The organism is Candidatus Methylomirabilis limnetica, from assembly GCF_003044035.1.
GTDB lineage: Bacteria > Methylomirabilota > Methylomirabilia > Methylomirabilales > Methylomirabilaceae > Methylomirabilis > Methylomirabilis limnetica.
In genome coordinates this window covers 15,230-38,668 of sequence record NZ_NVQC01000038.1, presented here as the reverse complement: position 1 = coordinate 38,668, position 23,439 = coordinate 15,230, and the positions used below count along the sequence as shown (strand labels likewise).

The 23,439-nt window shown below is 57.3% G+C and carries 18 protein-coding genes; 16 read left to right on the top strand and 2 right to left on the bottom strand.

Features of this window, described 5'->3' with window-relative positions:
- Positions 1-298: 298 nt before the first annotated feature.
- Positions 299-2,248 carry an acetate--CoA ligase gene (gene acs / locus CLG94_RS12625; RefSeq protein WP_107564037.1) on the top strand — a complete coding sequence of 650 codons (1,950 nt, stop codon included), beginning with the start codon at positions 299-301 and terminating at the stop codon, positions 2,246-2,248.
- A gap of 26 nt (positions 2,249-2,274) precedes the next feature.
- On the opposite strand, the gene CLG94_RS12620 is transcribed toward acs, so the two are convergent.
- Both CLG94_RS12620 and CLG94_RS12615 read right to left on the bottom strand, forming a co-directional pair.
- Complete coding sequence (locus tag CLG94_RS12620; RefSeq protein ID WP_161954185.1) at positions 2,275-2,949, bottom strand: DUF1318 domain-containing protein; 675 nt, start codon at positions 2,947-2,949, stop codon at positions 2,275-2,277.
- 260 nt (positions 2,950-3,209) lie between these two features.
- Positions 3,210-6,296, bottom strand: coding sequence for an AsmA family protein (locus tag CLG94_RS12615; RefSeq protein WP_107564035.1), 3,087 nt, complete (start codon positions 6,294-6,296; stop codon positions 3,210-3,212).
- Between the two features lie 314 nt (positions 6,297-6,610).
- On the opposite strand from CLG94_RS12615, the gene CLG94_RS12610 reads away from it, so the two are divergent.
- From CLG94_RS12610 to CLG94_RS12535, 15 genes are all read left to right on the top strand, one after another.
- Positions 6,611-7,264, top strand: a complete 654-nt coding sequence (locus tag CLG94_RS12610) for a response regulator (protein ID WP_107564034.1) — start codon at positions 6,611-6,613, stop codon at positions 7,262-7,264.
- Between the two features lie 159 nt (positions 7,265-7,423).
- The gene (locus CLG94_RS12605; protein ID WP_107564033.1) at positions 7,424-7,912 is read left to right on the top strand and encodes a response regulator; all 489 of its coding nucleotides are present in this window, start codon (positions 7,424-7,426) and stop codon (positions 7,910-7,912) included.
- 47 nt (positions 7,913-7,959) lie between these two features.
- Complete coding sequence (locus CLG94_RS12600; RefSeq protein WP_107564032.1) at positions 7,960-9,273, top strand: hypothetical protein; 1,314 nt, start codon at positions 7,960-7,962, stop codon at positions 9,271-9,273.
- A 243-nt stretch (positions 9,274-9,516) separates the two neighbouring features.
- Complete coding sequence (locus tag CLG94_RS12595) at positions 9,517-10,608, top strand: polysaccharide biosynthesis/export family protein (RefSeq protein WP_161954184.1); 1,092 nt, start codon at positions 9,517-9,519, stop codon at positions 10,606-10,608.
- A gap of 99 nt (positions 10,609-10,707) precedes the next feature.
- Positions 10,708-13,107, top strand: a complete 2,400-nt coding sequence (locus tag CLG94_RS12590; RefSeq protein ID WP_107564030.1) for a GumC family protein — start codon at positions 10,708-10,710, stop codon at positions 13,105-13,107.
- A gap of 410 nt (positions 13,108-13,517) precedes the next feature.
- Complete coding sequence (locus tag CLG94_RS12585) at positions 13,518-14,798, top strand: tetratricopeptide repeat protein (protein WP_107564029.1); 1,281 nt, start codon at positions 13,518-13,520, stop codon at positions 14,796-14,798.
- A gap of 354 nt (positions 14,799-15,152) precedes the next feature.
- Positions 15,153-15,470, top strand: a complete 318-nt coding sequence (locus CLG94_RS12580) for a DUF4258 domain-containing protein (RefSeq protein WP_107564028.1) — start codon at positions 15,153-15,155, stop codon at positions 15,468-15,470.
- Positions 15,461-15,706: a type II toxin-antitoxin system MqsA family antitoxin gene (locus tag CLG94_RS12575; RefSeq protein WP_107564027.1), complete on the top strand. Its 246-nt coding sequence runs from the start codon at positions 15,461-15,463 to the stop codon at positions 15,704-15,706. The genes CLG94_RS12580 and CLG94_RS12575 overlap by 10 nt, the downstream gene beginning before the upstream one ends.
- A 750-nt stretch (positions 15,707-16,456) precedes the next feature.
- On the top strand, positions 16,457-16,675 hold the full coding sequence (locus CLG94_RS12565; RefSeq protein WP_107564026.1) for a DUF2283 domain-containing protein: 219 nt from the start codon (positions 16,457-16,459) through the stop codon (positions 16,673-16,675).
- A gap of 320 nt (positions 16,676-16,995) precedes the next feature.
- Positions 16,996-18,189 carry a DegT/DnrJ/EryC1/StrS family aminotransferase gene (locus CLG94_RS12560; RefSeq protein ID WP_275666234.1) on the top strand — a complete coding sequence of 398 codons (1,194 nt, stop codon included), beginning with the start codon at positions 16,996-16,998 and terminating at the stop codon, positions 18,187-18,189.
- 5 nt (positions 18,190-18,194) lie between these two features.
- Positions 18,195-18,431: a DUF4160 domain-containing protein gene (locus CLG94_RS12555; RefSeq protein WP_107564025.1), complete on the top strand. Its 237-nt coding sequence runs from the start codon at positions 18,195-18,197 to the stop codon at positions 18,429-18,431.
- On the top strand, positions 18,412-18,723 hold the full coding sequence (locus CLG94_RS12550) for a DUF2442 domain-containing protein (protein ID WP_107564024.1): 312 nt from the start codon (positions 18,412-18,414) through the stop codon (positions 18,721-18,723). Before CLG94_RS12555 ends, CLG94_RS12550 begins: the two co-directional genes overlap by 20 nt.
- Before the next feature lie 191 nt (positions 18,724-18,914).
- Complete coding sequence (locus CLG94_RS12545) at positions 18,915-19,163, top strand: DUF4258 domain-containing protein (protein WP_107564023.1); 249 nt, start codon at positions 18,915-18,917, stop codon at positions 19,161-19,163.
- Positions 19,160-19,360: a DUF2283 domain-containing protein gene (locus CLG94_RS12540; protein ID WP_107564022.1), complete on the top strand. Its 201-nt coding sequence runs from the start codon at positions 19,160-19,162 to the stop codon at positions 19,358-19,360. The genes CLG94_RS12545 and CLG94_RS12540 overlap by 4 nt, the downstream gene beginning before the upstream one ends.
- Positions 19,361-19,746: 386 nt before the next feature.
- Positions 19,747-22,617, top strand: a complete 2,871-nt coding sequence (locus CLG94_RS12535) for an SDR family NAD(P)-dependent oxidoreductase (RefSeq protein WP_107564021.1) — start codon at positions 19,747-19,749, stop codon at positions 22,615-22,617.
- Positions 22,618-23,439 lie beyond the last annotated feature (822 nt).

Here is a 23,439-nt window from a genome sequence, read left to right as displayed (position 1 = left end):
TGGTTGAAATAGCCATTGAGAAATCCTCCCGTTTTCTGCAAGGGGTGCAGACCGGATTTTACCAGATGCCACAAGGCTTACAGAGGATTTCATGTTAAATTCACCCACTCGATTACGCGAAGAGCCAATATAAATTTGATTCCGTTGGGGCCCTCTATATTTTTCTCGGTAAATACGATTTATCCACAAGAGAGCAGCAAAAGGAAAATCGTTGTCAGCGTACTTGAGCCTCACGTACAATGATCGCTCGTGAAAGCTGTTCAGGATGCCATGAACGATGTGACCGACGGAGGAGTTTATGACCCAGACCAAGAGCGGAGGCGATATCCCGATTGCAGCACCTCTGAAGGAGCGACGAAAGTTCAGGCCGCCGACAGCGTTCGCCAAGCGGGCGGTAGTCAATCAGCCTGCCGTATATAAGGAAGCGGCAAAGGATCCGGTCCGGTTCTGGGAGCGCCAGGCCAAGGCCCTTCACTGGTTCAAGCCGTGGAAGCGGGTCCTCCAGTGGAAAGCCCCGCACGCCAAGTGGTTTGCGGGCGGCAAACTTAACGTTGCCTATAACTGTCTCGACCGCCATGTGAATGGCCCCCTGCGCACCAAGGCAGCCCTCATCTGGGAGGGAGAGTCGGGCGACACTCGGACCCTCACATACTGGGATCTCTATCGCGAGGTGAACCGCTTCGCAGCGGCCCTCAAGCGACACGGGGTCAAGAAAGGGGATCGGGTCACCATCTATATGCCGATGATCCCGGAGGTCGCCATCGCGATGCTGGCGTGCGCGCGCATCGGTGCGCCTCATAGCGTGATCTTCGGCGGCTTCTCACCGGAGGCTGTCCGCGACCGAATCCTCGACGCCGACTCGGCCCTCGTGATCACGGCCGACGGCGGCTACCGTCGCGGCGCGGTGGTGCCGCTCAAGAAAAACACCGACGAGGCGCTCAGGGCGTGCCCCGGTGTCAAGACGGTGGTCGTGGTGAAGCGGACCGGGCAGGCCATAGACATGCAGCCGGGTCGGGACATCTGGTGGACCGATTTCATCGATGACGCGCCGGCCAAGTGCGCCCCTGAGATCATGGATGCCGAGGACATGCTTTTTCTCCTCTATACCTCTGGTTCGACCGGGAAACCGAAAGGGATCATTCATACCACAGGCGGTTACCTGACCGGAGTGGTTGCCACACACAAATGGGTCTTCGATATCCAGGACAACGATGTCTACTGGTGCACCGCTGACGTGGGCTGGGTCACTGGTCATTCATACGTCGTCTACGGACCTCTGGCCAACGGGGCCACCACCGTCATGTACGAGGGCACCCCGGACTACCCGGATAAGGATCGCTTCTGGCGCATCATCGAGAAGCACGGAATCACAATCTGCTACACGGCGCCGACGGCCATCCGTACCTTTATGAAGTGGGGCGAAGAATACCCGAATCGCTGCGACCTCTCAAGCCTTCGCCTGCTTGGCAGCGTCGGCGAGCCGATCAATCCCGAGGCGTGGGTCTGGTACTGGAAGGTAATTGGCGGCGGCCGCTGTCCGGTGGTGGACACCTGGTGGCAGACTGAAACCGGCCACATCATGATCACGCCACTCCCGGGGATTACCACGCTCAAGCCAGGCTCGGCTGCCAGGCCCTTCCCGGGGATCGACGCTGAGGTGGTGGATGAGGGAGGCAGACCCGCCACGACCGGCTTCCTCGTGCTTCGTAAGCCCTGGCCCGGTATGCTCCGCGGGATCTGGGGTGATCCGGATCGCTTCGCCAAAGAGTACTGGTCGAAGTATAAAGGTATCTATTTCACCGGTGACGGGGCAAGCCAAGATAAAGATGGCGATTTCTGGCTGCTGGGTCGCGTCGATGACGTGATGAACGTCTCCGGACATCGTGTCTCGACGATGGAGGTCGAGTCCGCCCTCGTGGATCACGCTGCCGTGGCTGAGGCAGCCGTCATCGGCCGCATCCACGAGATCAAGGGGCAGGCCATCGCCGCCTTCGTGACCATCCGGGACGGCATCAAGCCCACTCCCGAACTCCAGGCGGAGATCAAGGCGCATGTCGTCAAGAAGATCGGCGCCTTCGCCAGACCGGACGATCTGATCTTCACGGCCGAACTCCCAAAGACCCGCAGCGGCAAGATCATGCGTCGCCTGCTCCGTGACATTGCCGAAGGCCGGGCGTTGGGCGACACCACAACGCTGGCAGACGCCAATGTGGTGGCTGAGCTAAAGGCCAAGTATGAAGACCAGTAAAGGCCGCTGCCTTATTGGGTCGGGCGTTACTTGCGCATCCCCCAGGTGCCGTTCGGGATCTGCACCCACCAGCCCGGGTGAGCCGCATCGCGGCGGATCGACGCAAAGGTCTCGGCGGCCTGTGTTTTCACCTTCGTCAGATTCGCAGGGGTTGCCTCTTGCTGGGTAAGCTTGAGGATCGCCTTTGCCATCCCGTTGATAATCACTTCACGGTCCCCATTCTCCTCCAGCAGCAGCGCGGCCTCCGCCTCGCCCACCTGGGGGGGATTCGCGCGTAGGGCCGCCTTCCCATCTTTCGCCTCACCCACCAATCCCTGATCTCGAAGCTGATTCATCCGGGCGAGTCGCTGTCCGATTCCTTTATACGCGGCGATCACCTCCGGATAGCCCTTGATCTCCTGCGTAATCCGCCGCGAGAGATCGTCCTGGGCCATCGCTTCGCTCACCAACGTTACTCGCCACGTACGGATCACGGCCAGCATCGATTGCTGCCCTGGCCGCAGGCTGGACGTTGGCGACTGACCTGGCGCCTCCTTCTCCTTCTTCGGAGTCGGCTGAAGCAACTCCTCCTCCAGCGACTTGTAGGCCGATTTGACATCCTTTTCCGGAAAATAGACATTGACGGTAATGACCGCGCACGCGGCGACGCTGAGCAGGGAGCTCAGGGTGAACATCACAAGCTGTTTTCGGTATCTGCGCATCCACGTCCTCCTTGCTTGTTGTTTGTCTTTCCGGGCTTGACAAGCCTGCCCCGTACTTGATACTGGCCCGTCATTCCGTGCTTGACACGGAATCCAGCCGGGGCCTGTTGGATACCGGCTTCCGCCGGTATGACGAACTCGCGGCAAGCCGGGGAATGAACCCCCTGTAGATTCAAGACCTTTCCGGAGTTTTGTATGATCACGCATTATTTGTCCCTAAAAACCTTCAGCCTTCAGCCTATCTACCTGAATAGTTACGTTCAGTGATTTGTCTCAGCCGAGGCCCTGATCCGCTCGATCGTTTCACTGATACTTTCGAGCAGGTGAGTCAACCCGATCCTGTTAAAGGTAGGCGAGACGCGAACGTCCAGATCTTTATACCCTAGTATCGTGTGAGAAATCTCAAGTTCGTGAAAGCTCAGATCGCCTGCTTTCAAGGCTACCTCCAGTACGCCACGATTATAGCGACGGGGCACTCCAAACAGACTGAAATAGCGGATCTGCTGCCCGGCCAACTGTTCGATCAGGCGGCGGCTGATCTTCCGCTTCTCTTGCGGAGAGTCTACGGCCCAAAACCGAGCGCTGCCTTGTGCCTGGTCGATGGCAAAGTGTGGAACCACGAGGTCGGTCATCCCGTTGATCCGCCCATTAATATACCCCTTGATGGGCGGAAAGGCATCACAAATCGCGCGCAGGCTGAGCCCCTCAGTGAGCAAGGTCAGAGCGATCCCCCCTCCCAGAGGCTCGACCGTTCCCCAGCCGCTCCACCGCCCGCCCGAGGCGTCAAAGGCAAACCGCTGCACGGCGATCTGGTTTCCTGACGAGGCGAGGGCGACCTCGATGTTACGAAGCTCGATCGGGTCGTAGGCGAGTGATCTGATGGTCAGCGAGAATGGCGCCCGGGCCGGCACGTTCGATAACCTCTCCAGCGCCGTGCGATACTCACGTTCGGTGGTGTGGGACCAGCCTGCTCTCTGCTGGGTCGCGACCTGGTGCAGGGGTGAAGTCGAACCCTGGCCGACCTGCCGTGAGCCTGTCGAACCGGTCCGTCCGTGCAGCGGGATCACACCGCTTGCGCTGTCCAGATGGAAGCTGTTCGATTCTATGCTGACGTTTCGCAGGGAGAGCGCCCCGTGATATTCCTGGCCGATGAGCTCCAGATTCGCCTGAAGTTGACCGGCGAGGCGAGTGGCGTCAGGCTGGCCTCCCGTCAGAGCGGCGAGCGTTGAGCGGAGTCCCGCGACCTCCGTCCACGGGACGGTCAGGTAAGCGCGGGTCGCACTGCGGTCGTTGTGGCTGAGCGGCAGACTACCTGAGAGGATGAGCGTGAGATCTCTGTCGGTCCGAAGGGCCGTCTCTTTGATCGTCAGTAGACCCCTGTCGAGGGTGAAGGCGACGGTACCCCGGATGCCCGTAAGCAGAGGCACCGGCTCAGCCGCTTGCCGTGCCAGGCTGAACGAAAGGCCTTGAAGCGTTATCGCGCCGCTGGCGGTGGGAGGTTGCAATCCGCCGAATGTGGCGTCTGCCGATATGACCAGGCGTCCTTCCTTGCCTTCGATCCGCCGGCCAGCCAGCCGACTGAGCAAGGGGGCGAGCTCAGCGGCCGAGAAGCCGAGATCTTGAGCCTTGAGCGTGACCAGGCTATCACGGTAGGCAACGGCGAGCTCAACGGGGGGCGCCTGATTCATCGGATCCCCACCGGCCAACAGCTCGCGGAGCCCTCGCACCCTGACCGAACCGGACGCCTGCATGCCCTGGCCGGTCTGGAGGGTCCCTTGCGCCTGAAGGAGAAGATGGCCACTGGTTTGGCCGGCGGCGGAGGCCGTATGCGGGACCTCAAGGATCATGCGACGCAACTGCCCAGTCACGGCGGGCGGCAGATCGATGGTTGCTGTCACGAAACCGTGGGAGAGTGTGGCCGAGAGCTCAGCGTCGAATGGGATCCCCAGCAGCCCTGCTGGCTTTTCGACGAGGGCGAACAGCGACTGCGGACGAAGGCCGCGTACCGAAAGCGTCACGCGCGCCTCTTGCAGGGGCGCAGCCCTCGAAAACGAGGCGTGGCCACGGACATCCCCATCACCGGCGGTAACGTGGAACTCGGGGATTCGAACATGGTCAGGGTCTATCTCAAGCCTGGCCTTGAGCGCGCGTAGTGGCCGACCAGCGAGGTCGGCCTGTCCGATGGCGAGCGTGCCTGTAAGATCACGCCCCGACATCCCAATCCCTTGTATGGCGATCTCGGCGTCTTGCAGCGTAGTCGCACCGTTACTGGTGGCAGCGTGGAGTTGTATCGATCGGCTCATGATCTCCGCCTTCCATGGGCGTCCTCCGTCCGGTAATGAGAAGCCGATGCGTCCACTGAGCCCCGCCACTCCGAATCGCGGCGAGGCGAGCTCCAGTCCACCGCCTCTGAGCGTAGCCATAACCTCCCCGACGGGCAGCTCCGGCCAGTGACCTTGCAGCGTAGTCGGCTCGCCTTCTATCATGCCCGTAAGGTCCGCAAGCCAGGGGAAGGAGAGCCGATGCGCCAACGCTGTAAGATCTGCCCCCCACTCGGCGACGGTTAGTGTATAGGCAGGTGGCCAGTCTCCATAACGAATGGCCGCTGCCCCGCGCGCCATCGCGCCCTCCGTCTCGAACGACCATTCGGGAATGGTTACGGCGCGATCCGAAGCATCAACGCGAAACCGCAGTGCGCCACGCAGCATAACCTCCTGAACCTGCGCCATGATCTGCCCATCGAGTGTATTTCTCAAGGCGCCGCTTATCTGGACCGACCGTCCACCGACGACGGCTCGCGCCTGCATCTCAAACAGTAGAGGGGCCGGCTTCGGCTCAAGAGTTACGTTGACATCGCCGATCCGATGGTCGCCGATCTGAAGCGCGCCGGCGGTTAAAGCGATCCGGGGAAGCTGCAATCCGGTGGGCCGGGTGGTAGGCTGCAAATGTTTCTGCACCTCCTGAGCCAACACCGCCAGATTCCATCGGCCATCGTCGAGCTGTTTGAGCAGCAGTTCCGGGCCATCGATCCGGACCTCGGTCGGCATGACCTGACGCGTGAGGATCAGCGCCGGAATATTCAGCGTTGCGGCGAGACGCTTCACCTGCAGCGCCACACCCGGGCCTTCAGGGTCAAACAGGGTAAGATGGTAAATCACAAGGTCTGCGGTCAGGTTCGGGCGGGGGCGGATGTTGACCTGCCCGACGGCGCAGCGAATCCCGTACGGGGCGCAGGCGAACCGCTGGAGGAGGGTGGGAAGGAAGAGCAGGAGCAGAAGCGCGCCAACGACAACGACAGTCGTCAGTCCCAGCAGCATAATGATCAGCGTCGATTTAAGCCTTCGCAATGGTGAAATTCTCCGGTTGAAGGGGACGCATCTAACCTCAGCATAACCATACGCAAGGAGGGCGGGAGATGGCAAGCAAATCTATCATCGACACGACAGCTACCCCACCCACGCCCTCCCCCTCGGTGGGGGGAGGGGATGCTGGAAGGCCGGGGTACCCACGGAAAATCCGGAAGAACCCCATGTTGTTCCGTTTCCCGAGAAGTTTCTTGACAGGTGTGGAAATGGGCCTAAGATAAGCTCAATATGTGCCATATCACCTATTGTTGACGGGTAACAAGAGATTTCATGGTGTGACGTGAGAGAATGGTTCCATGAGCCCCATATCAGTCCTTATCGCTGACGACAATACGCTCTTTCGAGAAGGGCTCCGGACGCTGTTGGCGCAAGAGCCCGACATTTCCGTGGTCGGCGAGGCGGCGGATGGTCTCCAAGCCATAAGGCTAGCGGAAGTCCTTCAGCCGGATATTCTGCTCTTGGATGTGAGCATGCCGGAGATGGGTGGGCTTGAGGCGCTCCCCATGATCCGCGAGAAATCCTCCCGAACACATGTGTTGATCCTCTCCGGATTGCCTGAAGATGAGTTCGTGAGCCAGGCTTTACAACTGGGTGCCAAAGGATATTTATCGAAACCACTCAACCACAAGGATCTCATCAGGGCCATCCGGGTCACCTATATTGGAGAGATCTGGGCGGGGCGCAAGGTCCTGGCCGAGGCGCTGGAAAGCTTGCGTCAGAAGACGCAAGAGATGAATCTCCCCCTCTCAGAGATGCAAGAGGCCCTGACGGATCGGGAGCAAGAGATCGTGAGGTGGGTCATTCAGGGTATGACAAATAAAGAGATTGCCGCCCGGCTCGGGATCAGCTATAAGACCGTTAAGACCCATGTGAGCAATGTATTCAATAAGTTAAAGATCAGTCGGCGGTTACAGCTCACCCTTTACCGGATCGTAGAACAACCGGACTGACCTCATGTCTGCCGTGATTAAACCCTACACACCCCTAAAACCCTCAGCCCTCTTTTTTCTAGAAAATACGCCACATGGCCTATGGACGAAAAGGATCTCTTGAGCGTATCTTGTATACATAGGAACATGTAGAAACCAAGAGCGGGGAGAACTGACAGCATGTCATCTATGATTCGTATTGTTATCGCTGAGGATGACCCAGGGCTTTGCGAGTTGTTCCGTGAACAACTCAACTTGGTGCCGGGCTTTGAAGTTGTCGGAGAGGCGCACAGTGGGCGGGAGGCGATTGCCACTGTGGAACGGCTAGATCCAGACATCCTGACCCTGGACATAGACTTGCCGGGAATCAGTGGCCTGGAGGTCCTCCCAGTGGTAAGATGGTGTAGCCCGAAAACAAAGGTGATCGTCCTCTCGGGCCACGATGAGGAGACGACCATTCTGGAGGCGCTTGAACTCGGGGCCATGGGGTACCTTGTCAAGGGCGATGGAACTAACCTGGAAAAGGCGATCCGAGCAGTGCAGCGCGGAGAGGTGTGGGCCCGGCGGCGAGTGTTGGCTCGCATATTCGATCAGCTCGTTGGTCTCGTCGGCCGCACGTTTCAGAGGGCTGAGGGCGAACCGTCGCCCTCTGAGCCTGTATTTATCTAATCTATTTCTCAATAACCGTCCGATGGCGTAGAGAGGGGGTAATGGTAATGTTCGCCTCTTGGGTAGATCGTGGAAGTCGTATTGGTTGTACGGTTGCGGTGCTCCTTATGGTCGCCTTGTCAGCGATCACGCCGGTGGCGATCGCGGGAGCACCTCTGTTCAATCGACCGCTCGGTGAAATCCGCGGGACGTCGCCCGCGCAGGTTTCCTTCGACGGGAAGAGCTGGATTTCGTTGGGCTCAGGGACGCTTCCAGTGTTCGACAAGATGCTGGTCAGGGCCCGATCCGGGATCGTTGCCTTGACCCTGTCCGACGGAAGCCGACTGGAAGCCAGTCCCACGACAGAGCTTGCCATCGCTGTGATGGGGCCTTCCACGACGGTACGCATGGCAGAGGGCAACATGTTGTTTCGATTGCGCCCCTCCTCGTCTGTTCGGCTTTGGATGCCGGGGGGGATGATTCAGACTGCGGTGGCCGGCATGGGGCGCTCTGATCACAACCCCATAGCGACCCGCGTCAGCACGGATGCACAGGCTCAGCGAGACACGCTGGGTGTGATCACAGCTCAGAAGGGGGGGATTCCTCGAGTCCGCCTGCTGTCTGGTGAGGCGGTCCTCGTCTCGCAGAACGGCTCCGTCACAGAACGGCTGAGAGAAGGACAGGTACGGACCATGCTCGCTCAATCGTTTGGGGGATTCAAACAGTACGCGGCTGCTCAGCCTGGAGGCCAGCGAACCCCTCCGCCGTCCGATCCTCCTAGCCAGGCGGCAAAGCCTGAACATGTCTGGACATGGCACCCCTCTCACCCCCAAGCGGTTCAGGGCGGGTGGCAGGAGATGAGGCTTGGCGTGCCACCAGTGACGCCTCCGGCGCCGGACCAGGATCTGCGTCAAGGCTTTGCGTGGGCGTGGAAGGATCAATGGGTGGTTGCCCAGAGAGAGTGCGGTCAATTTGCAGCGTTCCGCCGGGCTTCCAGCGGGGAGGCTGCCAAGCTCCCGCCGCCGGTCAGTCCGCCATCCCAAGCTGCCAAGTCGGAGCATGTATGGGCCTGGCATCCGTCGAACCCGCCACAGGTGTCGGGTGGGTGGCAGGAGGTGCAACTTGGCTCTCCGAATGCCGAACCGCCGCGACCGACCCAGGATCTGTACGACGGCTTTACGTGGGCGTGGGAAGAAAAACCTGAAGAGCGATGGGTAGTCGTTGAGGAATGCGGTCTCGCAGCAGCGTTCTTTGTCCCAGCGGCTGGGTGGGGGCTCGCTGCGGCAGTGACTGGGGGCACGGCAGGAGCTACCGCAGGTGGTTCATTGGCATTACACAGCAATGGAAATAACTCCGTTGCCAGTGACGTGGCCCTTAAATAGGCAATAGCCTACACCGCTCCGTCTTGTTCTGATGGGAGAGGGGATTTACGCGATCGATGCCCTCCTGTGTACTGTGGAAAACAGGAGAAGACGAAAGACCGAGAGATGTTAAAACAGAGGATAGGATCGGATAGGGAAACAGCGATTAACTATCTAAAAATAGTGACTTTACCGTATCGAAGAATCCCTCCTGACCTCCCTTTGCCAAAGGGAGGATGTACCTCTCTTTGGAAAAGAGGGGCGATGGGAGATTTTCTTAATCGATGTCAATTCAAATTTGATGCGGTTAATAGCTATATCCTGTTGTTTGTGGCGGTGCTCGCTCTCTTCGCTTCCGGTTGCGCGACAAGGTCCGGGATTTCAAAGACCGAAGCCTTGATCGCCAACGCGACCCGTGACGAGAGCCGTGGCACTATGGCCCTCAACAGCAGGATCCTTGCCATGGCGAATTCCGACAGTCTGTCTGGTGATTATCGGTTGGGGACAGGCGATCTGCTAGAGATCTCCGTCTTCGACATCGCGGAACTCAGCAAGATCAAGGCCAGAGTCGGCGCAGAAGGGCTCATGACGCTCCCGCTGGCGGGAACGGTAGCCGCCGGCGGAAAGACCGCTATGGAGCTTGAAGCGATCGTGAAGGCGGCGCTCGGCTCCAGGTACATCAGGGATCCTCAGGTCAGCGTCTTCGTGCTCGAGCATCACAGTCACCGAATTAGTGTCCTCGGCGCCGTGAAAAAGCCCGGCGTCTTTGAGGTCAGTGGCCCGCGCTCGGTAGTCGATATGCTGGCAATGGCCGAGGGGCTCACAGAGCAATCTGACCAGATCGTCTACCTGATTCGTAAAGTTGTGAAGTCGTCAGCAGCGCCAGGACCGCTTGGCTCTCAGCCCCAGACCGCATCGGATGGCAAATCCGCTCAGGAGGCGGTTCTCGAAATCAACCTGGAGGAGATGCTGGTCGATGGGAAGGATGAGTTGAACGCGCCCCTGCAGTCCGGAGACGTCGTCCACGTTCCAAAGGCGGGCAGCTACTTTGTGGGGGGATCGGTCCAGAAACCTGGTTCGTATGTCTTGAAGGGCAGGGATGTTACGGTTGATCAAGCGATCATCGAAGCCGGCGGTGTCACGAAGGTCGCAGATTTTGAAAGCGTCAAGATCTTCCGCGAGATTAAAGGACAACAGAAGCAGATCATTGAGGTCAGTCTCAACGAAATCGAGCAGGGCCAGAAAGGCCCCCTTGTGATGAAGAACGACGTGATCCTGGTCAACAGCAATGGGTTTAAGTCGGCTTGGTTCGGTTTTCTTGAGTTCATCCGGTTCGGCGTCGGCGCGTCTTTATGATGAACAATCCCTCCTCACCTCCCTTTGCCAAAGGGAGGATTTACCCCTCTTTGGAAAAGAGGGGCGAGGGGAGATTTTCTCAGTCAAGGATAGAGATAGATGGACCCCGATAATGCGCTCGTAAAGGTGAAGGGGGGCAGCGGAGGCTTGGCGAAGCCTCAGCTATGGCCTGTCCAGGCGTTTCCCGAGCAAAAGAAAGATCCGCATCTCAGGGATTACTGGCAGGTGCTCCTCAAGCATCGCTGGATCGTCCTCACCTGTTTTCTTGTCACGGTGGTTACCGTTGCCACTGCGACGTTTGTTCAGCGGCCGGTGTATAAGGCCACCGCCACCATCAAGATCGACAGGGCAGAACTCAAGATCCTGAAGTTCGATGACGTCTCGCCGTCTGCCAACAAAGAGACCGATGATTATTATCAGACGCAATACAAGCTGCTGACAAGCTATTCGCTTGCGGAGCGGGTCGTCAAACGCTTCAACCTCGACGCAAACCCGGAATTCTTGGGCTCTGGAATGCAAGGTCCGGCCTCTCCAACATGGACTTGGCTCACCAATCTTGTGGACCTCATACGCCCTCAGCCGTCTACGCAGCAGGCTTCCGGCGAGGCGTCAATCACCGAATCGCCCGTGGTGCAGAGTTTCCTGAAAAAGCTGGAGATTGAACCCGTCAAGAATACCCGCCTGGTGAAGATCGCCTTCCTCAGCCCCTCGCCGGAACTGTCCGCCCAAATTGCCAACGCGATGGCAGAGAACTTTATCGAACAGAGCATCGAGCAGAGGCTGGGCGCGATGAAATATGCCGGCGACTTCCTGGCGAAACAGATTCAAGAGGTGAGGATCAAGCTCGAGAGCTCTGATGAACTGCTTCAGCGATTTGCCAAGCAGAAGCAATACCTCGTGCTAGATGAAAAACAGGAACAGACCACCAAGCAGCTCTCACTGCTCACTGATGCCCTGATGAAAGCGCGCAGCGAGCGGCTGGCGAAGGAGGCGCTGCATCGGCAGACTCAGGGACAGGATTTTCAGTCGATCCCATCGGTGTTGGAAAATCCGCTGATCTCTAGCTTGAAGACAGAGTATTTCCGCCTTCAGGCCGAATACAGGAAGCTGTCTGAGACGTTCCTGTCGGACTATCCCAGGATGGTGGCGCTGAAGAGTAATATCGACGAAGTGAAGATAAAGCTTGATGGTGAGGTCCAAAGGGTTGTCGATGGCCTCCGGTCGAGTTATGAGGCAGGCCTGAAATCGGAACATCTGCTCCAATCAGCGGTGGATAAGCAGAAAACGGTGACCCTCAAGACCAACGAGGATTCCATTCAGTACAACATCCTGAAGCGAGAGGTTGACATCAACCGCGAACTGTATTCCGGCCTGTTGCAGCGCATGAAAGAGACGGCTGTCTCTGCGGGACTCGATTCCACGAATATTATGATCACTGACCTGGCGAAAATTCCGCTCTGGCCCGATCGCCCTAAGAAACTGCTCAACCTGACGCTCGGGATCGTCCTCGGTCTCGGCCTGGGGATCGGCCTGGCGTTCTTCTCCGACTACCTTGACAACACTGTCAATAAGATCGAAGAGGTAGAATCGACGTTCGCATTGCCGATTCTGGGGGCCGTGCCGGCATTAGCCTCCGTCGAACGAAGGAGGCGGCTGAAAGGAACGACCAACAACGGCCAGGACGCGAAGTCGTTTGAACTGGTCATGCTCCAGGATCAGTCCTCGTTGGTTGGTGAGGCCATCCGGAACATCCGGACCTCGCTCCTCTTCTCTCTCCCGGAGAACCCTCCTAAGCTGCTCCTCGTGACCAGTGCGGAACCGGGCGACGGTAAAACAGGCGTGTCGATCAATCTCTCTGTCGCGCTGTCGCAACTTGGCGGTGACGTTCTGCTCATCGATGCGGATATGCGCTATCCCGATTGTCACCGGATCCTGGGGCAGGATCGAACGCCAGGGCTGTCGAACTTCCTTGTGGGAGACGCAGAGCTTAGCGCCGTCATCAAACCAACGGCAACCTCCAACCTCTCTCTACTGCCGGCGGGACAATCCCCACTGAACCCGGCAGAGTTACTTGGCTCCGAGCGGATGAGGGATGCCTTGGAACTGCTCTGTCAGCAGTTCAAGTATGTGATTATCGATGCGCCGCCGGTGCTTGGGTTTACCGATAGCGTCCTGCTATCCACATTCGCCGAGGGCACCGTGTTTGTTATCCGTGCAGGCAAAACGGTTCGAGATGCCGCTCAAAGAGCGGTGAGAACGCTCAACGCAGTCAACGCGAAAATCTTGGGCGTCGTCCTGAACAACATAGATCTGCATAGCCACGGGTATTCGTACTATCAGGACTATCACGACTATTATCATCGGAAATCCGAACGGCACGGTATCGTCGCGAGGGGGCACCATGATCGAAGCAATACCCCAGGAGCCCCCCACGCCCATGAGCATGAAAGTCCGGACTCTCCCGCCGATATCCCTTCCCCCCTTGCGGGGGAAGGATAGGATGGGGGGATGTAGGGGAGGGCTTTATGCCCTCCCGCTTACCGGGCGGGGATAAACCCCGCCCCTACGGATCAGGTAGTTGAGGGGGACTTTCGGGGCAGTACCTCATGAGCCTTGACTCGCCAATGGGCATGAAAGGCCGCACTCTCCCTCTTACCCTCCCCCCTCCGAGGGGGAGGGGACGGGTGGGGGGGACCTTAAAACCAATGAACTGCCCCGCGGCAAGCTGCGGGGTATCGTCTTCTGTTCTGGCCCGTCATTCCGTGCTTGACACGGAATCCAGTCGGCCCTCTGGATACCGGCTTCCGCCGGTATGACGAACTCGCGGCAAGCCGCGGGGTATCGACCCTCAACAAAATGACTATGGAATAGTTTTCCCGCGCTAGTTTTAGGATGGGAGATGAGATCGCATGGTCCTCGAGTTCAGGACGTCGTCAAGCAAGGCCGCTTCCCTCCTACTGCTCGCCTGCCTTACCACCTTGGCCTCCTGGATGATCGTCCGTCCCTGGGCGGCCAGCTTCGCGATCCCCGCTCTTCCCCACGACCCTGAACTGCTCCGTGCCTGGCGGTCGCATCCAGAACACCCCCAGTACCAGCATCAGCACCTGGGAAAGATTCGCCAATACAGCGTGAGCTTCCAGGACTATCAGGAGGCGTTGCGTCACTATCGACTGGCCCTTTGGGAGAATCCCCTTTCCAGCCGCACGTGGTTCGATGTGGCGAGGACCCACTGGTGGTTAGGTCAGGTCCAGGAGGCCAAGCCCGCCCTCAGGCTTGCGTTGTGGTTCAATCCTAGCAATGCGAGGCTGCGTTGGGAGGCCGCACTGTTTCAGATCCAGCTTGAGGACTACGAGGCCGCCATCGCCAACCTGCGACATCTGGTGATGACCGAGCCAAGCCAGCGCCAGACCTATTTCACCCTTATCCACACCCTCATGCAGCCCGCCGATTTCATCGACACGACCTTACCCGCCGAGCCGGGGGTCTTGTCGGACTACCTGGACTACCTGATCAGGCAGGGGGAGGCTGAGAACGGAAGGGTGGTGTGGCAGCGGCTTACCGCTCTCCCTGCTGTCAGCGTGGATCCCCGCCTCGCTTCAGCGTATGTCGATTTCATGCTTGAACACAAGGACCTGTCAGAGGCTACGTCTGCCTGGAACCTGCTGTTGCGATTACGGGGGATTGGCAGGGGAGGCGGTGACCTTGACAATCTAATGTGGAATGGCGGGTTCGAGCGAGACGAGACGTGGGGGGCCGGATTCGATTGGCGGGTTGGACGGAGCGCTGGGGTAGAGATTGGGGTTGGTGCGTCGAGCTCCGCGGAGGGGACGCGATCGCTCAAGATCGCCTTTGATGGCACTCGAAATCTAGATCTGACCGCTGCCTCTCAGGTGGTTCCGGTGATGCCGGGGACTCGCTACCTACTGAGCGGTTCCATCAAGACCACAGGCATCACGACCTCAAACGGCCCCTATCTGGAGGTAATAGATTTTCTCGATGGCAGACGCCATGCCACGAGCGAGAGCTACATCGGCGACCACCCGTGGTCCGAGGTGCGCGTACCGTTTGAAACCTCTCCGCGATCTCAGGCCATTGTCATCAAGATCCGGCGAGAGACCAGCCAGAAACTCGATAATCTCATCGGCGGAACCGCCTGGATCGACCAGGTGTCCCTCAAGAAGATCCACTGACTGTGATGCCGATCCCTTCCCCTCTGGCGGGGGAAGGTGAGGATGGGGGGGATGTAGGGGCGGGGTTTATCCCCGCCCATCCCACGGGAGAGCGTAAGCCTTCCCAGTATACCCCCCACCTCAATCCTCCCCCACAAGGGGGGAGGAGGTCGGAGAGGGAATCCTCCCCTCGGAAGGGAGATGGGCGTCAGGCGTGAGGGGGAAAAATCCACCATGGGCATCCCTTCCCCCCACCAGGTGAAGGCACCACCGCACTTCCCTTCCCCCTTGGCGGCGGAAGGCTGGGATGGGGGGAGGAGGAGCGACGCATGACGTGGGAGCCGTCAGTAGTAGTGGGTATCGTTATGAGCAGAGATGGACATTGAAGAGATAAAGGCGAGGGTTCGCGACAACAGGTATGTTTACAGCCATCATGCCGAGATTGAGCGGAGAGCGGACGGATTAACCTTCGCTCAAGTAGAAGAGGCTCTATTGAATAGTAAGATCCTTGAGCAGTATCCTGATATTGGACGCGGTGAGAGTTGTCTGGTCGTAGGTTTTGCTGGGAAGATACCTATTCACGTCGTATGCGGCTGGCGTGGGGAAAAGGTAGTACTTATCACCGTATACATTCCACGCCCGCCGAAGTTCATTGACCCTTGGACGCGAGGAGAAAGACGAGGATGGCAATAGAGTGTAATTTCTGCGGCAGTGACCGCCATGAGGAACGAAGGATTGAGTATCTCTATAGCCACGAGGGGAAATACTTGCTGGTGCCGAATACCCCTGTTGAAGTATGCCTGAATTGTGGCATGGTCTACTACGATGCGGTTGTTCTCAAGGAAATCGAGCGGCAGTTCTTTGCCATTCATGGTAAGGTAGAAGAACCAGATCGCTACATTGAGATGCCGGCAAAAGCCTTTGCCTGATCGTAGGAACAAGCCGGGCAACTTCGGATAACAGTGTGTTTGCGGTCTGTTTCGCTCACTACACGCCATCGGACCCTCTCTCCCACCACCTGGTGAAGGTACCACCGCGCTTCCCTTCCCCCGTGGCGGGGGAAGGTGAGGATGGGGGGGATGTGGGGGCGGGGTTTATCCCCGCCCATCCCACGGGAGAGCGTAAGCCTTCCCAGTATACCCTCCACCTCATCGGAGCGGGAACTTTATGAAGAAGGTGGCGACTAAAATGGTACAGGTGGAAGACAACGATATGCGTACCGAATATGATTTTAGGTGTGGAGTGCGTGGTAAACATTATAGGACTATGCAAGCTGGGTATACGATGACTATCCGTAAGGCAGATGGTACAACTGTTGTTAAGGACGTGATGCCTAAAGAGGGCATAGTGGTTCTAGAGCCGGATACTCGAGCATATTTCCCAAACTCAGAGTCTGTAAATAGGGCTTTGCGGTGTTTAATCCCACTACTCCCCAAAAAGCATACAGCGAAGCCAAAGAGAGCCTAACCGCTCGTATCTGGACTCCTCTCGCAAGCTGGAATGAGCACGGCGGGGCAAGCGATTCTTTCCCTTCCCCTCCCCGGGTGAAGGTACCACCGCACCTCCCTTCCCTACTTGTGGGGGAAGGACAGGATGAGGGGATGTAGGGGCGGGGTTTATCCCCGCCCATCCCACGGGAGAGCGTAAAGCCTTCCCCTGCGACATCGGGGGTATAAGCCATGAGGTTGAACTACTATCCAGACACTGATTCTCTCTACATAGATTTGTCGGGCAAGGTCAGCGCTGACAGCAAAGAGATATCGGAAGGAGTGATCCTCGATTATGATGTTGATGGGAATATCGTGGGTATCGACATTGATAATGCTAGCAAGAAAGTAGACATGAAAGAGCTCCTCATAAGCAAGGTCCCGATAGAGGAGCAAGTTATCAAGGGCTAACAATCATACTTCCCTCCCCCCACCGGGTGAAGGTACCGCCGCACTTCCCTTCTCCCCTGGCGGGGGAAGGTGAGGATGGGGGGGATGTAGGGGCGGGGTTTATCCCCGCCCATCCCACGTGCCATGAGCCCAAGACTCTAGTGTAGTGCCTCACAAATACCTTTACAATCCGTTCGTGGTGAGCTTGTCGAACCCATGAACGGAACCAATTGAAATACTTCACCCTTCGACAGGCTCAGGGCGAACGGATTGAAAAGAATCGTTGGATATACTACACTAGGAAGAAGAAGAAGAGCGTGATGGATGGCAAGAGATAGCAAATGCCGCTTGTTACTGTGAACAACATGCAGAACGGACAACAACAAAAGATTCCCTTCCATCTCCCCTCGATTGGCGAAGAAGAGATCGCCGAAGTCGTCGAAGTGCTTCGCTCCGGCTGGCTGACGACTGGTCCGAAGGTCAGACAATTCGAGGAGGCCTTTGCCGCCTACGTTGGCGCCAAGCATGCCATTGCCGTCAACTCCTGCACCGCCGCGCTCCATCTGGCTCTCGATGCAGTTGGCGTCGGGGCAGGCGACGAGGTGATCCTCCCCACCTATACGTTTGCCGCCACCGGAGAAGTGGTGACTTACCTCGGGGCTCGTCCTGTCCTGGCCGACTGCCGGCCTGACACCTTCAATATTGATGCGGCTACGGTAGCACCGCTGATCACGCCGAAGACCAAGGCCATCATCCCCGTTCACATCGCCGGGCAGGCATGTGACATGGATCCGATCATGGAACTTGCCAGGGAGCATCACCTTCACGTCATTGAGGATGCCGCTCATGCCCTTCATGCCACCTACAAAGGAAAGATGATCGGGGCTATTGGTGATCTCACGGCCTTCAGCTTTTATGCCACCAAGCCGATAACCACTGGAGAGGGCGGGATGATCGCGACGATGCGCGACGACCATGCCGCCAGAATGAAGCGGATGAGCCTCCATGGTCTGAGTGGTGATGCCTGGAACCGGTACTCCGATAAGGGACACTGGTATTACGAGATCCTCGATTTCGGATTTAAATACAACCTGACCGATCTGGCTGCGGCGTTGGGAATCCAGCAACTCAGAAGGTCGGATGACTTTTACAAGCGACGGCGAGAGATTGCTCGGATGTATAGCGAGAGCTTCTCAGGTCTGGAGACGTGCGTGATCCCTCAAGAGGCCGACTACGGCACACACGCCTGGCACCTGTACATCTTACAACTCAATCTTCCCGCCTTGGCTAGTGGGCGAGACGAGGTCATTCGCTCCCTTGGAGAGAAGGGCATTGGGACCTCCGTTCACTTCATTCCCCTTCATCTGCACCCCGTCTATCAGCGGTCATTTGGCTACCATCAGGGAGCGTTTCCGAACGCCGAACATATCTTCGAGCGTGCGGTCTCGCTCCCAATCTATCCGGCGATGACGAATGCCGACATAGGGCGAGTGATCGAGTCCGTACACGACACACTCCACACCCTTCGGAGATAGGGCTCATGCCGACGGTACTGAAAGTTGGCCCGTATCGGTTCTTCTTCTACGCCGGCGATCGAGATGAACCGCCGCACATTCATGTGGAACGGAACAGCAAAATTGCAAAGTTCTGGCTGGATCCGATACGGCTACAAAAGAGTGGTAGATTTACTCGAGCAGAAATCGGTCGAATTCAGCAACTCGTGAATGAGCATGACCCAAGATTCATGGAGGCGTGGAATGACTACTTCGGCAGTTGAGATTGAGGTTCCAAATGCTGAAAGCATTACGGTAACCGACGATACGCTGAGCGTGGATTTGAGCGACGGGCGGACGATCTCAGTCCCACTTGCGTGGTTCCCTCGCCTTGTGCATGCGACCCAACAAGAACGAAGTCACTGGAGGCTGATTGGTGAGGGGCAGGGTATCCACTGGGAAGACATCGATGAGGATGTGAGCGTTGAGGGTCTATTGGCTGGGAAACCCTCAGGCGAAAGTCAGGCCTCTTTCAAGAAATGGCTCAATCACAGGTCTAGCCGCCTTACGACATAGCGGAGAGTGAAAGCGAGGATGAGCAAGTTACGTGGTTCTTCAATCGGAAGGCATAAGGGGCTCCTCCTCACGCCTCACGATGTGACCGAACGGTGCCGATGGAGGGAAGGCTCTCCCTCTCCTATCCCTTCTCCCGGGTACCCTCTGGGTGGGGGGGATGGAGGTCCGGCGCCTGCGGCACATAGGCAGGCATGATCGAGTATGAGTTCTCTGAACATGCTTATGATATGCTAAGGGAGCGGAACATTCAAGAAGCTTGGGTAGAGTTGGCTTTAGAAGATCCCGAGAAGAAGCAACCAAAGGATGATGGAATGCTTCACTATATTCGATCTATTGAGCAGCACGGTGGACGATATTTACGGGTTGTTGTGAATCCGGATGCCCGGCCTCAGAGAATCGTCACTGTCTTCTTTGACCGTAGAGTAAGGAGGCCGCAATGAGATTAAAGGTGGATCACAAGAATGACGCGTTATATTTTCGGCTCGATGAGTCAGCCATTGTCGAGTCCGAGGAGGTTAAACCAGGCGTAATTCTCGACTATGATGCAAATGACAACGTAGTCGGGGTTGAGATACTGGGCTTAAGCAAGCGCGTCCCAGTGCAAATGCTAAAGAGTTTGCAATTTGAGACCGTATAAGTTGATGAAATCTTTGCCTAACAAGGTGCTGCACCTGATCGCTATTCCGCTACGCTCCATTGCGGCAGGTGGGCTTTGTCATTATCCGGACAGGTCCCGCCGCACTTCCCTTCCCCCCTGGCGGGGGAAGGATAGGATGGGGGGTGTAGGGGCGGGGTTTATCCCCGCCCGTCTGTCGGGAGGTCTGGAGTTCTCCCCTGCGAGTAGAGGCATTACCCCCCCCACAAGGGGGGAGGATTCCGAAATGGGTGTCCCTTCCCCCCTTGCGGGCCACTCTTGTTAGCGGAAGGCGGAGGCGGCAGTGGGCTCTCCATCCCTCAGAAATCCCTTCCCCCCTTGAGGGGGAAGGTGAGGATGGGGGGTAAAGGGTTGAGCCGGAGAAGGCGATGCTGAAGCGGGCGATAGATCTCATATTCTCCCTGGTGGCGCTTGTGCTGCTGTTGCCCATCTTTCTCCTCGTGGCCATCGCCATTAAGCTGGATTCCCCAGGTTTAGTCTTCTATGCTCAGGAGCGCGTCGGGAGGCGCGGGAAGACCTTCAGGATTCTGAAATTCAGATCTATGGTTGTCGATGCTGACCAAGTTGGCCCTCATCTGACAGGGAACGCCGACCCGCGTGTCACTCGGGTGGGCAGATTGCTCAGGCTGCTGAAGATCGACGAGCTCCCCCAGATCATCAATGTCCTGAAAGGCGACATGAGCCTTGTCGGGCCTCGTCCGGAGATTCCTGCAATAGTTGAACAGTACACGCCAGAACAACGCGCGATCTTGGAAGTCAAACCGGGAATCACTGGTCCAACGCAACTTGCCTGGGTAGGTGAGTCGGATACGTTTCCTCCTGGAGTTGATGTCTATGAACACTATACCAAGCAGTTCATGCAGGAGAAACTCGAGAGCGACCGAGAGTACGTCCGTACGCGCTCGCTTGCCGGTGATCTCTGGTACGTAATCCGAACGCCTATAGCGATAGGGGAAAGGATCCTCACAACACTGAATCCGCCCCCCCACATACAAAAATATGCGAGGTTGACGCTGGACTGCCTCGCTGTTATTGCGGCAAACCTATCGGCTTTCATGGTCAGGTTTGATTGGGCACTTCCTGAGAAGGAGACGCAGCATCTCCTTTACGGCCTTCCCATTGTCTGCGCGGCCTATCTCGTATCCTTCGTAACGCTCCGGACCCATAGGAGCATCTGGAAGTTTGCAGGCGTAGAGGACCTGTGGCAGATTATCAAGGCATCAGCTATAGGAGGAGGTCTGCACGGTTTCGCCGTGGTCCTTATGGGATGGCATGGCTATCCGAGATCGATTCTCATATTGACCATGCCTTTGACGGTCCTGCTTACAGGAGGGATGCGGCTCCTCGTGCGGTCGAGCTTCAGCCTTCAGCCTAAACACCTGAGTAGTGACACATCCCCAACCAATAGCCGCAAGGTTGTCATTATCGGGGCAGGGGAAACCGGTGAATTGATCGCAAGGGAAATCCTTGGCAATCCGTTGTCGGGTTACGGACTCATCGGATTCGTCGACGACGATCCCAAAAAGCAGGGGGCGACCATTCATGGCCGGCCTGTGCTCGGCACAATCGACAGGCTTCCTGACATCGCGAAGACGTATGCGATTCAGGAAGCGATCATCGCGATTTCGACCGCGACTGGTAACGGGCTACGCCGCATCGGCAGCATCTGCGCCGGGGCTGGTCTGGAATTCAAGACCCTCCCGTCTTTTACCCAGCTCGTGCGGGGGGATGGAAACCTGCGGTATCTTCGAAAGGTGAACGTTGATGAATTGCTTGGGCGAGAACCGGTGGCCATCAACCGAGAGGCGATTACCGAGTTTTTCCGCGGAAAGCGGGTCATGGTGACCGGAGCGGGGGGATCCATTGGTTCAGAACTATGTCGGCAACTTATCAGTTGTGGTGTTGAATCGCTCATCATGGTCGAACGCGCCGAGAATGCCCTGCACCACATCTCATTGGAGATCCGACAACATTCCCCCGAGGCCAACGTAACGGCAGCCCTTGCGGACATCAAGCATATTCCACGCATGTCGGAGATATTCGAACGCACGAGGCCGCAGGTTGTGTTCCACGCCGCAGCCTATAAACACGTGCCGATCCTGGAGGACCATCCGGGAGAGGCGGTTCTCAACAATATCATCGGGACGAAACGTCTGGCTGAAGTTGCGCAGAAGTTTGACGTAAACACCTTCGTCTTCATCTCAACCGATAAGGCCGTGAGGCCGAAAAGCTTGATGGGGGCGACGAAGAAGGTGAGCGAGATGTACATTATAGCCCTCAATCGAGTCCTCCGACAGTCACACGGGTTAAGCGGGACGCCTCATTTCTTTGTCGTGAGATTTGGTAACGTGCTCGGCAGCGCCGGAAGTGTGGTGCCCCTCTTCCAGAAGCAGATCGAGAATGGAGAGCCCATTACTATCACAGACCCACAGATGACACGCTTCTTCATGACGATACCCGAAGCGGTTGGACTGGTGTTGCAGAGCAGTACGATGGACTGCGAGGAGGACGTGTTTATCCTGAACATGGGAGAGCCGGTCAAGATCGACGAACTGGTGAATAACCTCGCCCTGACGTCAGGTCTGAACCCATCGCGAGTCACAAAGCGATACACAGGATTGCGCCCAGGGGAGAAGTTGCACGAGAGCCTTTGGGACGACGACGAAGTTCTGGTGTCAGAATATGACCGGATCTTCGCGGTGCGGCAGCCGCAGGCCTCCTTCGGGGATATGGAGGAGCGTCTTAACCGCCTCGAAACTCTGGCGATGGTTGGCGACGTGCCCGCCCTTCTGCGACAGATACATGACATGATCCCGAGTTATGCTCCTTCTCTCAAGGAGTCTGCATTCTCGGTTCCTGAGGTTGGTGAAAAGTATCGCATCCTGGTCATTGATGATGATAAGACCCTCTGCGATTTGGTGAAAGAGGCCGTGAACGGTACGTATGAGGTGGCAACAGCCTGTAGCGCCCGCGACGGATTCGATCGAATCCAGCGTCAGCGCCCCCATCTCATCCTTCTCGATGTAAAGCTGCCGGACCAAAATGGTCTCCAGGTGTGCCAGGCGTTGCGTGACCACCCCCAGTATCGAAACATCCCAATTATCATGATGACAGGATACGGCGACAAAGACGATGTCGTCACCGGACTCAGGGCCGGCGCAGATGATTACATCACAAAGCCGTTCCGATTGGATGAACTTCAGGCCAGGATTGCAGCGATATTAAGGCGGAGCGCCTGAAGTTACGCATCGTATGGTGTTATTTTATTCGGCTCTCCCCCCCACCTCAATCCTCCCCCTCAAGGGGGGAGGAGGCTTAAAGTGTGATCTCCCTTCAAGGGGGAAAGAGGTCGAAACTGTGGGTGATTTATCCCTTCCCCCCACCGGGTGAAGGTACCACCGCACTTCCCTTCCCCCCCACGAGGGGGAAGGTGAGGATGGGGGGGTAAGAGGAGGTCGAAACTGTAACCCACAGTTTCATACCATGAGCCTTTATTCAGTTGTGGGCCCGTTCAAGGGGGGAGGAGGTCTAAAGTGTGATCTCCCTTTAAGGGGGAAAGAGGTCGAAGCTGTGGGTGGATTTGTCCCTTCCCCCCTACGAGGGGGAAGGTGAGGATGGGGGGGTGAGGGGAGACACTGGATGCCCAATGATAACTGCGATGGACGCGAGAAATCACCGCCTAAGGCCGTGATCGCCTGTATCGGCGCTGGCTACTAGGGAAAAAACCTGGTTCGAAACTTCGCCGACCTTGGCGTCCTTTCCTGGATTTGTGAATCGAGCCCAGAGCGGCGACAGCAGCTCTGGGCCGAGCATCCTTCGGTAAGGTGTGCCGACTCCTTGGATCTAGTTCTCGCTGGTCCGGATGTGGTTTTTGATACGTGCCTATCATGTTGGGTCATGCAATACCTCGTGGGAGGTTCAGATTTCCCACGAATTGTGTCCGAAATACGTCGCGTTCTCGTGCTAAGCGGACGTCAGATTCTCATCGAACAGGCCAGCCTCTCTGGTCGTTCCTCAGGAAGCGTGGCCCGAGCGAGCATGGAGTCCGATTATATTCCCGA